The sequence below is a fragment of the Vibrio sp. Y58_MX_L22 genome, assembly GCF_024181865.1.
Lineage (GTDB): Bacteria > Pseudomonadota > Gammaproteobacteria > Enterobacterales > Vibrionaceae > Vibrio > Vibrio alginolyticus.
The window spans coordinates 259,770-273,621 of sequence record NZ_JAMZAN010000007.1; the positions used below are offsets into that span (position 1 = coordinate 259,770).

Genomic DNA, 13,852 nt, shown 5'->3' on the forward strand with positions numbered 1-13,852 from the left:
AAATCTTACTTAGTGTAAGACTGAGCGATGTTATCGATACGCTCGTTAGCACGCTCAGCTTCTTCTTGAGCAGCCATTGCTGCTGCGCCTGATTTTTGAACGTCAGATTGAAGAGCTTGTACGTCTTGGCTTAGTTGGCTAACTTGGTTGCTTAGTTCGTCTAATTTTGCTGCGTTTGCTGTTGCTGCGTCATCAGAAGAAGCACAACCGGCTAGTAGAAGTACTGAAGTTGCTGCAGCTGCGATCAACGTTTTGTTCATATAAGAACTCCTTGCTTATAGTGAAAGTCTCGCCACCAACTATTATTTTATACAGTAGCGAGGTTAAATGTGGTTACATTTTATCAGTACATGATGTAGCAAAAGTCAAAAAAACCCAAGAATTTCATGGAGTACCTGACGTCAACTTTTACCTGAGCTTAACAAAGGTGAATAGTCTATCTTCTCCCTCGCTCTCACAACAGTTTTCATAGCAGGTGTATTTGCCACGTTCCTGATATCAATAATTTAGACGATATTGACACAAATGAAAGTTTATTGGCCCAAATAACTGCTATTTACGTCGTTTTGTTGAAGAATAGAAGACATACCTGAAAGGCCTTTCACTGAACTTCACGTTCAGATGCATATCAAAAAGGCTAGGGTTTACTCTGAACTGAGCCACAAATGATGTTTTACCTTCACCACAGGGAATTAGTTTGTGTGATCTCTATCTATACTCCTATGATTTGCGGTATTATACCGAGCTTTATTTTTTTGCTGCGTTAGAGCGGAAACGACACTACAGAGCGCTCAGACGCTGACTGATTTATTGGAGAATACTTTGCAATTTAAAGATCTAGGCCTAGACAACCGATTGTTGAAGAACCTAAAACACTACGATTTTAAAAAAGCGACTGACATTCAGCAGCAGGCGATTCCTGTTGCGATTGCAGGCAAGGATCTATTGGCATCTTCGAAAACGGGTTCGGGCAAGACTTTGGCGTTTGTATTGCCAATGCTTCATAAGTCTTTAAAGACAAAATCGTTTTCTGCGAAAGACCCTCGCGCGGTTATCCTTGCTCCTACTCGTGAGCTAGCGAAACAAGTATATGGTGAGCTTCGTTCTATGCTAGCTGGCCTATCTTATGAAGCAGCACTGATTTTGGGTGGTGAGAACTTTAACGATCAGGTAAAAGCTCTGCGTCGTTACCCGAAATTTATCGTGGCGACACCAGGACGTTTGGCTGATCACTTAGATCATCGTTCGCTTTATCTGGATGGTTTGGAAACGCTGATTCTTGACGAAGCAGACCGTATGTTGGATTTGGGCTTTGCACCAGAGCTTCGTCGCATTCATAAAGCAGCCAAGCATCGTCGTCGTCAAACGTTGATGTTCTCTGCGACATTAGATCATGCAGACGTCAATGAAATCGCGGCTGAAATGCTCAATACGCCAAAGCGTATTGCTATCGGCGTTTCTAACGAAGAACATAAAGATATTACGCAAAAATTTTACTTGTGTGATCACCTGGATCATAAAGAGGCAATTTTAGATCGTGTTCTTTCTGAGGCTGAATACCGTCAAGTTATTATCTTTACGGCAACGCGTGGTGATACTGAGCGACTAACAGAAAAGCTGAACGAAAAGAAACTGAAGGCTGTAGCACTAAGTGGTAACTTGAACCAGACTCAACGTAACACCATTATGAGTCAGTTTGAGCGCGCAGTGTTTAAGATCCTTGTAACGACTGATGTTGCTTCCCGCGGTTTGGATATTGCAACTGTGACACACGTCATCAACTTCGATATGCCAAAGCATACCGAAGAATACGTACACCGAGTTGGTCGTACTGGTCGTGCTGGAAACAAAGGGGATGCAATCTCTCTTGTTGGTCCAAAAGACTGGGATAGCTTTAAACGTGTAGAAGCATACCTACAACAAGATCTTGAGTTTTCAGTGTTCGAAGATTTGAAAGGTAAGTTTAAAGGCCTTAAGCCACCTAAACCAGATTTTCGCAATAAGAAAGCGACCGCAAAGAAAGCTCGCCCTCAAGCGAAAAAGTCGGCGAAAAAACCAGCTAAGCGTGACAAGAGCTTCTACAAAAACGTATCTGTGGGTGATGATGTCTTCATCCCTAAGAAAAAACCAGCGGCACCGAGCTCTGAAGAGTAAAAGCTGCTGTAGTTTCCCATTGATTTTAGTTCTTAAAAATCCGAGTGTTCGCACTCGGATTTTTTATGTCTGTCGCTAGGTGAAATAGCGTCTTTCCATACTCACTCGTTTGTCAGCTTTTATATTTGTCTGGTTGTATATAAACAGCATAGAACGCTAATTTAGGAAGTTATTAAGTTTTATTACCTCGGTCAAAGCAAACGTTTTTCCTCACACACTAGATAAAAATCTCACATGATTATGAAAATGATAATTGATCTCATTTTTATTTAAGGGCAGAATACGCGCCATTGTATTAATCCTATAAATGAATTCGCTCTCTATATGAAATTTACTCATGTTTTTTTAGGGCTCATAATTACCTCTAGTTCTGGCTTTGCTGCTGATGATTTCAACTGGCTTCGAGATGATGCTCGTAAAGATGAGCGAGTTCTTACCTACCTAACAGAACAAAACCACAAAACTGAACAGCACCAAAAAAGTTATCAGACGTTGACAAAAAACCTACTCACGCAGTGGGATACCATGGTGGCAGACAAAGGTGATAAGCCATGGTCGATCATGAGTGGAAGAGAGTGGACGCTAACGCGTCGCGATGGTCGTTACTTACTATTATCCCGTGCGAGTCAACATGCACCAGAAAACGTGGTGTTCGATTTCGATGAACGACAATCTGCGCATCAGTACTACCAACTTGGTCAATGGCAAGTGAATGGTGACACGCTCCTTTTCACGGAAGATATCGACGGTAGCGAACAATATCGTGCTGTGGTTGTTGATTTACTCTCCGGCCAATCTACGGAACTGGCGACGCACGTCGATAGTGGCGTATTGTTGTCACCTAACGGGAAAGTGGCATTCCTCGTTGCAAAAGAAAAGCGCACTCAGCGACCTCATCAGATCTTACGTATCTCCACTGAATCTTTGGCAAAAACAGTCCTATGGAATGAACCCAAGTCAGATTGGTTACTTTCTTTCTATCGTGCGGCAGATAGCCGTTATGCTGTGCTGCAAAGCAACAACGAGTCAACAACAGAGCAGAAGCTTGTCGATCTAGAAACGGGCACTGTCTCAGATTCATTGCGAAAGCCTGAAGTGGGTGTGGAATATTACGCGGATGTGGCGAAAGGTTACATTTATCTGAAAAGCAACTTTGAAGGAAAGTTCGCCCTTTACCAAGCCGAACTCGCACCGCTTGGCGCAACATGGCAACGCTTCACCAATCCTCGTGAGCCGCTTGAACAGTTCTACCTTTATGATGCAGGAGTTGTGGCACTTAGCAAGCCAAACAATGTGTCGACTTTGACGGTGTATTCTTACCAAGGTCAGGAAAAAGTGATACTGCCATTGGAACACGATGGTAATGTCGCTTGGCTAAGCACGTTGGGCGATTTTGAATCAAACAAAATTCGTATCCGAAGCATGTCGATGACTACGCCTCCTCAGTGGGAAGAGTTCGATGTAAAAACGCTGAATAAATCCTTGTACTCTCAAGATGCTTACCAAGACTTTGATAGTCAGCGTTATGTAACCCAACGTATTTTTATTAAGCACGACGGCGTTTCTGTCCCGGTCTCTTTGGCGTATCGCAAAGACAAATTGCACCCACAATCTCCTGTGTTGATTTACGGTTACGGCGCGTATGGTTTTACGATGAAACCGTACTTTATGCCTCAGGTTATCAGTTTACTCGACCAAGGTGTGATTTACGCTATCGCCCATGTCCGTGGCGGTGGGTACTTTGGCGATGAATGGCACGAGCAAGGCCGTGGTGTGCGAAAAGCCAATTCTATTGGTGATTTTGTCGCGGCCGCGAAGGCGCTGCAAACATTCGAACGTGGCAATAGAGAGGTTTTCGCCATCGGTTCTAGTGCTGGTGGTACGTTGGTGGCCGGAGCGGTTAATCAAGATCCTAAATTGTTTTCAGGTGTCGTACTTAAAGTGCCTTTTGTTGATGTGGTTGCAAGTATGTCGGATACCTCACTTCCGCTTACCACACAGCAGTATGGCGAATGGGGTAACCCAACCAAACCTGAACAATTGGCGTTAATGAAGGCGTACGATCCGATTCTCAATATCCATAAAAACGCTTACCCACCCATGTTGGTTCAAGTCGGTTTAATCGATCAGCGCGTGCCATATTGGGAAGGCGCAAAGTATCTCGCTAAAGTTTCAGCGTTAAGTGAGCGCAACGGGCCGTACTTGTTGCAAACTAATTTTAATTCGGGCCACCAAATGGACCCGCGACAAGCGCAAGAACAACAAGCAAAAGAATACGCATTTCTACTATCACTCATTAAAACATCTAAAGCGGAGCAGTAAATGAAGCTTACCCCAGTGTCAGCGGCAGTACTTTCGGTACTTGCTGCCAGTCAAGTGCACGCCGAATCTAAGGTTTTCTCAATGGAAGAGGTGGTGGTAACCGCCAATAAAATCGATCAGCCATTGTCAAAAGTGGCAGGTAGTGTCGCGGTTATCACAAACGAGCAAATCGAAGAAAGAGGCGAGACCGAGCTATATGACGTGCTGCGTAACGAACCTGGTGTAAGCGTGACGGGCGGTGCAGGACGTCCGCAAAACATTACCATCCGTGGTATGACGGGTAACCGTATTATGATCGTTCGTGATGGCATTCGTTCTGCGGATGGCTTCGGTGCGAATGACATTAATGATGCCGTTGGGCGAGATACTTTTGATTTATCCAATTTTGAATCGCTGCAAATCATTAAAGGGGCAAGTTCTTCGGTGCATGGCTCTGGCGCGATCGGCGGTGTGGTGATTTTAGAATCCAGTCAGCCGGGTGATTTCTTAAAAGACAAAGACTTCTACACCGATGTTTCCGGTACTTACACCGATATCAGCAACAAGTACAAAGGCACGAGTAATCTAGCTTTTCGTTCCGGTGATACAGAGAGTTTGTTTAACGTTTCATACTGGCAAGGACAAGAGACACGTAACTTTGATGAAGATTTGTATAACCGCGACCTCGATGGTTACAGCGGTGCTTATACGATCAACCACTTTTTCAATGAAGAGGTGATGTTGAAAGCCAAAGCGGAACTCTACACCCAGAACCAAGAGCGTTTGGAGGGTTCACCGTCCATTCAACCTGATGGAATTTGGCATATTGAAGACTTTGCTGAGGATGAAACCACGGAAGAGTACAGCGCTTATATTGGTGCAGAGGTGACTCCGATTAATCCAACTTGGTTCGAAGAGTTGGATACCAAAGTTTACTGGCGTCACACCGAAGTGGTGGAAGACACCAACCGTTTAATGCGCCAAGTGGATCACAATGGTTTGATCACCAAGCGTCGCGAGCTGGAACACAAAACCTTCATTGACGAAACAATTGGCTTCCGTGGCGATTTCACCAATACGATTTATGCAGCAAATGCTGAGCACCAATTGGCTTACGGTGTCGAGCTTTCTACTGACTATTACGAACGCACAGATAGCGACTCCAAGATTGATTGGAACGGAGTAACACCTTCGACCAAACAACCTTTCGCTCCTGCTCGTGCTTATAACATTGGCTTGTATGTCCGAGACATGGTGGAACTGGATAAATGGACCATCACAGGTGGCCTACGCTTTGATGCGCACCGTCTCACGCCAGACGGTGCGGGTGAAGTGGGCGGCTTCCCATTAAAAGACATGGATAGCTCAGAGGTATCTCCAAGTCTTTCGGTTTCTCGTGAAATGTTTGCCAACAACATCGCTTATGTATCTTATAACCATGGTTACCGTGCTCCGGAATACGATAAAGCGTATGGCTTCGTAAGCCACGACTTTGTGCCGCTCACGCCGTTTGTCATTGCACCAAACATGGATCTAGAAGCTGAAACTTCCGACTCATTTGAAATCGGTAACAAGTTCGATAACGGCCGTGCGTATGTCTATGCGTCTTTGTTCTACAACAAGTTTGAAAACTTCATCGACGTTGTGACCACGGGCTTTGACTCAAGCAATGGTAATTACATTAAACAATACCAAAACCTCGATGGTGTCGAGACGTATGGTGCAGAGCTTTCTGCGGGTTACGCGATCACTAAGCGATGGAACATCAGCACCAAGTTTGGTTACGTAGATGGCAAAGACGCGGAAGGTGAATACGTTCGAAGCATTACGCCATTCGAAGGTAACGCTCAACTGAAATACGCCAACCAAGACTTCAATGCTTACGTGGCTTGGAACTGGGCCGCGGCAATGGATCGCGTTCCTAAATGCCAGACTACGCTTGGCCTAGCGACAGATTGCGCGCAGACAAGTGCGTGGAATACGTTTGATATTGGCGCAACTTACCACGTTTCCAAAGACCTTCGTGTTAGCGCAAACATCATCAACCTATTCGACAAAGAATACATCCGATACCAAGACGTAGCGGGTATCGTTGAGGAAAGTAAGCGTTACTCAACTGAGCCAGGGCGCTACTTCACGCTGACTGCAAAATACGAATTCTAGGACGAAATCATGAAGCTAAAACCATTGGCGTTTTCACTGCTTATTGCATGTACCCCTGCGGCGCTGGCTGCAGAGTGGGATTATCCCTCAACGGATTCTGTGGTGACCAATGAAGCGCAAGCGAAAACTTATCTAGACAGCCACTACTCAGAAGCGGGCGAGTTTAAGTTCCGTTACAAAACCCAGTCTCAGCTTGGCAAGCATTACAATTTTGATGTTTGGGTTAACGGTGAATATCAAGCACAGCGTGCCCTCGTAGTAACAACCGATAAAAATCATCACGTTGTGCGAGTGTTTAAGAGCCTTGACGATACGATCATTCGCAACGGTAAACCAACGGTTGCAATGGAATTGGAATCGCCTCGCCAACTGCAAGCACAAGAGCCACCGGCTTTGAGCTCTGGAAGTCTGGTTGATGTTGAGGTTTCTTTATTCAACCCAGATCTTCGCACCATGCAACAGCAAGCAGCACCAGAATCGACGTGGTCAGCACTGTCCGATTACCCTCAGCCGATCGAGTACGTAACCAAGTCGATTGAGGTTTTAAAGTCGGGAGGTAAGTTCTATCTCTCTAACCCAAGATTAAAGCAAGTGGATGCGACGGGTTTATTTGCAGCCCCAGCACCTGGTGAAGCACCTGTGCTTGATACGTTGGACTTTCTCAGCGCAGAAGGAGTTCAAGCGTTTGACAGTGTTGATGAGATGCAAAGCACCGAGTTTGGTGACAGTGCGTTCCCACAGTTGATGGCTTTTTATCATCTTGATAGCTCGATCCAATATCTGACAAGCCTGACTTACGACTTGTTTGACGAACCGCTTCGTTTTGACGCTCGCGGTTTATCAAAAGATAACTCTACTTACTATTACGGTCCGAAAGCACTCATGCTGGGTGTTGGTGGTGTTTCTCCGGATGCAGTCGATGCTGATGTCGTGATACATGAGCTTGGGCATGGTATTCATTACCAAATCGTACCGGATTGGGCGTACGGCCACACTGGTGCTATCGCAGAAGGTTTTGCTGATTACTGGGCGGGCAGCGCGAGCTACCGCACTCAATATTTGGATGCTTCGCGTCGTGGTCAAGAATTCGAGTTAGATACGGTGTTCAACTGGGACGGTGTGTTCGGAACACGCAAAACAACTCGTAGCTTATGGAACCAAAGAGCTCGTTACTTCGAGGGTTCAGAGTATCCAGCGCACGTTAGTGTGGGCGGTGAACTAGGCGACGAGTTATGGTCAACGCCACTGTTCCAAGCACTTAAAGCATCGGTTGAACGATACGGTGATGATACCGATAACGTGTTCCGCGAGTTTGACGCCATTGTACTTGAAGGCATGTACGGCATTGGTCGTGGCGTGAAAATGCATGATCTGGCGGAATCGACCGTGTTTGCCGCAAAAACTTTGTTCCCAAATAAAGACTACGCCCAATTCCTGACGGACAGCTTCAACAGACACAACTTACTTAAAGCGCCTCTTCGTGTTCGCTATGACGCTCGATACATCGCACAAGGTCAAGACGTTGGTTTGAGCCTGAGCCAAACTGGCCGCGAAGCGAGCATCAAAGGACAATGGCAGCTAAACAACGCATCTGTTTTCGACTTTGATGAAACGCTTTCTGACTCGACCTCAATGAAGGTGGCGTTACCAAGCGGTCTAACATGTGGCACGCAATTCGATTCCTCTATTTCATTGGATTATCAATTTGCTGAAGGCCTAAAGACTCACCAGTGGAGTGAAAAGGTGATGCTGGTTAATGGTACGCCAGAGCTCGATATCCAGCCTCAATCAGTGAATTCCGCTTTACCGGAGCAGGGCGACAGACTGTTCTCTCAGACGCTATCGGACAAGTCACGCACGATTGATGATTCGTTTGCGGTTTACCTGAACATCGAACATGACTCACTGCAAGATCTGCAAGTGACGCTAGTGTCTCCACAAGGCAAATCGGTTGTGCTACTTAGCCATCAATCAAGCAATACCAAAGGATTTAAAGGTTACTTCACCGCTCAGTATGACGAGGAGTTACAAGCACTTGTCGGTCAACCGAGTTGGGGTACTTGGCGTCTCGAAGTGTCTGACCGCGTGTCAGGGAACTCTGGGGTGTTGAAAGAGTGGGGTGTGAGTCACTTTGCTCAGTATCAGTGTAGTGCTGATACCACTAAAGAAAGCAGTGGCGGTGGTTCAGGTGGCAGTGGTTCGCCTTGGACCTTGTTAGGACTTTTCCTGCTTTCAATGGTGAGAGTGATTCGCTCTCGTTAATTAAAATCAAAAGAAGATAAAATCTATGAAGTTTCAATATTCTTTCGTTGCTATGTCACTAGCCCTTGCTGGCTGTGGCGGAGGTTCTGGTGGTGACACGTCGGCACCGACCTATGATGTAGCTGGCACCATCGTTTCTGCAGGTACACTTCTTGATACGCCAGTCTGCATCGATTTAAACCAAAACTACGTTTGTGATACTACTGAACCGAGTGCTAAAACGGATAATGCCGGTAAATTTAGCCTGACTTCAAGCGACAAAAACGTACTAACCAGTACCATTCTTGCTCAAGTTGATCAAGGTTCAAACCAAACGTTGCGTCTTGCGGCTCCGGGCCAAAATTTAGCAACGGGCAACACGGTCAATGGTGTAACAACGTTGCTCGCGGGTCTTGTAATTGACGGTAAAACCGTTGCTCAAGCTGAAGAGATTGTGAAAGCACAACTCACCGATGCCGGTGTTTCTCTGTCTGGAACGGTAATGTCTAACGCAGAAGCCAGCGAGCTAGATAAGCTAGAGCAAAACACGGTTGCACTATTAGCTGCAATGCAGCCACAACAAATGACCCAAGGCGTAGCGCTGCTTGCTCAAAGCCTTAGCTTCCAGGGTAAATCATTGGCCTCTGATCTTCTGTCTGAAGTGGAAGTGAGTGCATTTGCTGAAGAAATTGTAGCGGTTGCTGAACAAACGGTTGGTAGTAACGATACGGGCGCCGTTCTTTATTTTGCTGAAGGAGCAGCAGACGTAGCAGAGGTTCAAGCGTCTTACCCTGGTCAAGATGCGGAATACGGCTTCGATAAAGAGGACAAGCAAACGTCGACAGGCGCTGGCTTTAAGTTCGTTAAGCTAGATTCACAAGGTGCAGCTTTAGCTGCAGATGCGACTGAGTGGGCTTGTACTATGGACGAGCGTACTGGTCTTGTTTGGGAAAATAAGAGTGCGGATGCGAGCTCGGTTCAATTTAAAGATCGCCTGTTTGCGTTTGAGTCTGAAACATTTAAGCCATTTAGCAAAGATGTAGAGCTTGCAGGTTGTAAAGACGCTGGTGATGAAGTTTGTACCACTAGCCAATATGTTGAGTACATAAACAAACAATCGTTATGTGGAATCACTGTTTGGCGCTTGCCTACTTACCGTGAAACATATGACTTATTAGATTTTGGTGAACAAACACTGTTCGCTCCGAACGAGGAATATGCGCCACACAACGTGTATGGTTTCAATGTTAAATACTTCCCACAGCAAACGATAGGCAGTCCTTATTTAGAGTATGGTGCGTTTTGGCATAGCGACTTTACGTTTGTGAATACATCATCACAGCTCGTTGATGCTGAGGTTTATTTTCCTGCAATTATCTCTCGGGGCGTAGATAGAGGCACTATTTCACTCGTCGATATTCGCTCAAGCAACACAAGTGCAGACGCCGATGACTCATACCAATTCCCAATCCGTCTAGTAGCAGTAAAGGGCCAATAAGATGAAGAAATTAATAACTGTACTATCTCTTGCTTTGGCTTCTCAAACTGCAATTGCTGCACAAGAGTGTTCTACTGACTTTGCTAAAACGGCACCTAACACGCGTTATACATATTCTGATAACGGTACCGTAACTGACTTAAAAACAGGTCTTACATGGATGCGCTGTCCAGTTGGTATGACATGGAATGTAGGAAATCAAGAATGCCAGGGGACGCGATCTACAATGTCATGGCAACTCGCTCTCTCCACAGCCAAACAAATTCGTAATAAGGATGGCAACCATCCTCTTCACAATTTTGCTGACAAAAAAAATTGGCGACTAGCAAATATCAAAGAGCTGGTATCTCTGACTGAGCGAGCTTGCCACAGCCCAGCCATAAATAGTACAGGGTTTGCTAGCGGCTATAGTCTGACAGATGGAGATGATGTTCTAGGGCGTTATGTCTGGAGCAACACACCTAATGGCGACGGTAAGCATGTTGCAACTTTTGATACGACTAATGGTGAGGTTTTCAATAGAGATCCGTTAAACTCAAGTTTCAAAAGTTCTCTCTTGTTAGTGACAGATGAATAATTATTACGTTAATAAGGGTTGATAGCTTTGCCTTTATAATAAGCTCCGCCAGTGCGGAGCTTTTTCTTTTCTGACCTTTGGAGCTTATCGTGTTGTTCAGAGATTTAAACTTGGAACTGCTTAAGCTGATGTTTTTGGTTTTCCGCTAAGCCAGAAAGCTCTTGAGCGGCAGCAGCGGATTGCGTAATGCCAGTGACGTTCTGGCTCACTAGTTCATAGATGTTCGTTAAGTTGTTGTTGATATCAGCCGTGACCTGCTTCTGCTCTTCTGATGCGGTCGCAACTTGAGTGTTGATTGAATTCAGATCGGCGATAGCATTACTGATATTAGCAAGTGATTGGCTAACTTCTTGTGTCAGAGCTTGGTTGTCTGACAACATGGCTAAGCTGAAATGCATACTTTCATTTGCGTGACCAGATTGTTGCTGTAGCTCTTCTATAATGGTTTGGATCTCTTTGGTGGACTCCTGAGTTCGTGCTGCCAGCATACGTACTTCATCGGCCACTACCGCAAAGCCTCTGCCACTTTCGCCCGCTCGTGCAGCTTCAATCGCTGCATTCAGTGCAAGTAGATTCGTTTGCTCAGAAATACCTTCAATCACTTCGATCACGCGACCAATGTGTTCTGATTGATCTTTTAGTGAAGTCACGACGGCAGCGGCTTCGTTAAGTTGTTCCGCCATCTTTTCACTTGCGCGAGTGCTTTCCCCAAACATGCTTATACTTTGTGAGGTTAACGTACGTGCTTGATTTGATGCACTATCGGCTTCTTGTGCATTGGTTGATACTTCAGCTGCGGTCGACTCTAGCTGATTGATCGCCGAGGCTACTTGCTCAACTTCTTGCTTTTCTTGATCCGAGTTGACGCTGCTTTGAGTCATAACAGTTGCTAACTCTGTTGATGCTGATGCCACATCTTCACTAATGCGAACCAATGCGCTTACAGTTTCACGCAGTTTTTCTATGGTTTGGTTTACATCTCGAGCCAGCTGAGACACTTCGTTTTTCCCGATGGCTTCGGCCTTAACTAGTAGGTTTCCCTTCGCGACTTCCTGCATCGTTACTTGAAGGTTACGAATCGGCGCAACGATGTAGCTGGCGAGTACCCAACTAATAAGTGAAGCGGCACTCAAGATCACCGCAAGCGAGACGGCGCTGTAAGTTAGCGTGGTTGAATGTTGTTCGCCATTCGTTTCGACTTCATCGGTGACGATTTGATTCAATTGTTTAGATAGTTTGTCGATGGCGTTGATCATCGCTTCGCCAGCTAATCGATACTCAGCCATTGCAGATTCGTACTTTTGATTGAAATCAGAGGTGGTGTAATCAGAAGAGTGTTTAGTGGTGAGCAGAGGTGTCATGGTAACGCGAGTGAAATCAACATAGTGATTCATGGCCTTACGCATAGCATTGACTTCATTTTGAACGCCAGGGAGATTGTCGATGGAGTTAAGAAAATCGCGGTTTTTGTTTTGTCGCTCAGAAAGCTCTTGGTTGAGAGACTGAACATCTTCGGCTCTAAATAGACTATAAATGGCTTTGATGCGCATGGCGTAAGTGTTGTCTACGATGCCGCTAAGTTCCTCTTTGTGAATGATTAGCTTATGGGTGGAAGCCGAAACCTTATTGAATGCTTGATCGAGTTTACCGATTCCGACACTCAGTCCAATGATGAGTAATATAACTGTGAATAGAACAGGCAGAAAAACCTGAAGTTTAATAGAAAGCGTACTAAGAAATTGACGCATGAGATTGACCCTCTATCGGTTTGATTATTATCTTTTTTATAAATAAGCATTTCGATTTTAATTGTTACATTCGCTAAATCAATGAGTTACTCATATCTAATTGTTATGAAATGTACCAAAATCGATGGGGTTATCATCTTGAACATGAGGCAACTTATAAAAACGTTACGTTCAAATTGAGAGAGGGATAAGTCGCGGAATTAATAGTTAGAAATGACAACGTGTCATAGAGGGTTCAACTAAGTGAAACACAACTGTCATATTCAAATTCTAAAGTGAGCACCGTTCAAGTGAAACACAACGGCAATAAAGCCACTTAAGGAAATTGTGATGAAAAAGACAGTAATCGGTGCAATCGCACTTCTAGGCGCAATGGCAGTGACTCCTGTTTCTGCTAAAGAAACTATCTCTGCAGTGGGTTCTAGCAGCGTAACTCCACTGATGGAAGTTTTCTCTGAAACGTACATGAAGAAGAACCCTAACGTATTTATCGAAGTTCAAGGTCCTGGTTCTTCAGCTGGTGTAAAAGCAGCGAAAAATGGTTCAGCAGACCTTGGTATGTCTTCTCGTAATCTAAAAGACTCTGAAAAAGAATCAACACTAATCGAAGAAGTGGTTGCTCGTGATGGTATCGCAGTGGTTGTTAACCCACAAAACAAACTGCCAGGTCTAACAGCCGAGCAAGTGACTGCAATCTACAAAGGCGAAGTATCAAACTGGAAAGAGGTCGGTGGTGCAGACAAGCCAATCGTAGCCATTACTCGTGACACAGCTTCTGGTACTCGTGGCGCATTTGAAGACATCATGTCTCTAAAAATGAAGATTTCTGGTAAGAAGGTATCAGCTATCTCTCAACGTGCTCAAGTTGCAAACGGTAACGGCGCACTGAAAACAATGGTTGCATCTAACCCATACGCAATCGGCTACATTTCTCTTGGTACTGTAGACAACACTGTTAATGCGCTAGCAATCGACGGCGTTGATGCAACGGTAGCTAACGTTAAAAACGGTTCTTACAAAGTAGCGCGTCCATTCCTTGTTCTTTACAAAGAAGGCAAGCCATCAACAGAAACGCAAAAATTCCTAGACTGGATGCTAACTGACGAAGCGCAAGCGCTAGTTGACCAAAAAGGTTACATCTCAGTTAACTAATCCCATCGGGACTCTAAA

At 45.2% G+C, this 13,852-nt stretch carries 9 protein-coding genes; 7 read left to right on the forward strand and 2 right to left on the reverse strand.

Annotated elements, in window-relative coordinates:
• Nucleotides 1-5: 5 nt before the first annotated feature.
• Nucleotides 6-260 (reverse strand): Lpp/OprI family alanine-zipper lipoprotein, encoded by a 255-nt coding sequence (locus NL626_RS17465; RefSeq protein WP_005375145.1) that lies wholly within the window; start codon nt 258-260, stop codon nt 6-8.
• 550 nt (nt 261-810) lie between these two features.
• On the opposite strand from NL626_RS17465, the gene NL626_RS17470 reads away from it, so the two are divergent.
• The 6 genes from NL626_RS17470 (at nt 811) to NL626_RS17495 (ending at nt 10,934) form a co-directional block, all read left to right on the forward strand.
• On the forward strand, nt 811-2,154 hold the full coding sequence (locus NL626_RS17470) for a DEAD/DEAH box helicase (protein WP_253657578.1): 1,344 nt from the start codon (nt 811-813) through the stop codon (nt 2,152-2,154).
• A gap of 324 nt (nt 2,155-2,478) precedes the next feature.
• Nucleotides 2,479-4,476: a prolyl oligopeptidase family serine peptidase gene (locus NL626_RS17475; RefSeq protein ID WP_033906726.1), complete on the forward strand. Its 1,998-nt coding sequence runs from the start codon at nt 2,479-2,481 to the stop codon at nt 4,474-4,476.
• The gene (locus tag NL626_RS17480; RefSeq protein WP_137283044.1) at nt 4,477-6,618 is read left to right on the forward strand and encodes a TonB-dependent hemoglobin/transferrin/lactoferrin family receptor; all 2,142 of its coding nucleotides are present in this window, start codon (nt 4,477-4,479) and stop codon (nt 6,616-6,618) included.
• Nucleotides 6,619-6,627: 9 nt separating this feature from the next.
• Entirely contained in the window at nt 6,628-8,880 is a 2,253-nt protein-coding gene (locus NL626_RS17485; RefSeq protein WP_253657579.1) for a proprotein convertase P-domain-containing protein, read from the forward strand.
• A gap of 25 nt (nt 8,881-8,905) precedes the next feature.
• Nucleotides 8,906-10,357, forward strand: coding sequence for a DUF1566 domain-containing protein (locus NL626_RS17490; RefSeq protein ID WP_154203998.1), 1,452 nt, complete (start codon nt 8,906-8,908; stop codon nt 10,355-10,357).
• A gap of 1 nt (nt 10,358) precedes the next feature.
• A complete protein-coding gene (locus tag NL626_RS17495; RefSeq protein ID WP_031780859.1) occupies nt 10,359-10,934 on the forward strand; it encodes a DUF1566 domain-containing protein in 576 nt (191 codons plus the stop codon).
• 104 nt (nt 10,935-11,038) lie between these two features.
• Here NL626_RS17495 and NL626_RS17500 read toward each other — a convergent pair whose 3' ends face one another.
• Nucleotides 11,039-12,682: a methyl-accepting chemotaxis protein gene (locus tag NL626_RS17500; RefSeq protein ID WP_154203997.1), complete on the reverse strand. Its 1,644-nt coding sequence runs from the start codon at nt 12,680-12,682 to the stop codon at nt 11,039-11,041.
• A gap of 330 nt (nt 12,683-13,012) precedes the next feature.
• Between NL626_RS17500 and NL626_RS17505 the strand changes: the two genes are divergently transcribed.
• A complete protein-coding gene (locus tag NL626_RS17505; protein ID WP_005375153.1) occupies nt 13,013-13,834 on the forward strand; it encodes a phosphate ABC transporter substrate-binding protein in 822 nt (273 codons plus the stop codon).
• The last annotated feature ends 18 nt before the right edge of the window (nt 13,835-13,852 follow it).

Coding starts and splice junctions, on each gene's coding strand:
- NL626_RS17485 (WP_253657579.1), top strand. CDS start 6,628: ATGAAGCTAAAACCATTGGCGTTTTCACTGCTTATTGCATGTACCCCT.
- NL626_RS17475 (WP_033906726.1), top strand. CDS start 2,479: ATGAAATTTACTCATGTTTTTTTAGGGCTCATAATTACCTCTAGTTCT.
- NL626_RS17500 (WP_154203997.1), bottom strand. CDS start 12,682: ATGCGTCAATTTCTTAGTACGCTTTCTATTAAACTTCAGGTTTTTCTG.
- NL626_RS17465 (WP_005375145.1), bottom strand. CDS start 260: ATGAACAAAACGTTGATCGCAGCTGCAGCAACTTCAGTACTTCTACTA.
- NL626_RS17505 (WP_005375153.1), top strand. CDS start 13,013: ATGAAAAAGACAGTAATCGGTGCAATCGCACTTCTAGGCGCAATGGCA.
- NL626_RS17495 (WP_031780859.1), top strand. CDS start 10,359: ATGAAGAAATTAATAACTGTACTATCTCTTGCTTTGGCTTCTCAAACT.
- NL626_RS17490 (WP_154203998.1), top strand. CDS start 8,906: ATGAAGTTTCAATATTCTTTCGTTGCTATGTCACTAGCCCTTGCTGGC.
- NL626_RS17480 (WP_137283044.1), top strand. CDS start 4,477: ATGAAGCTTACCCCAGTGTCAGCGGCAGTACTTTCGGTACTTGCTGCC.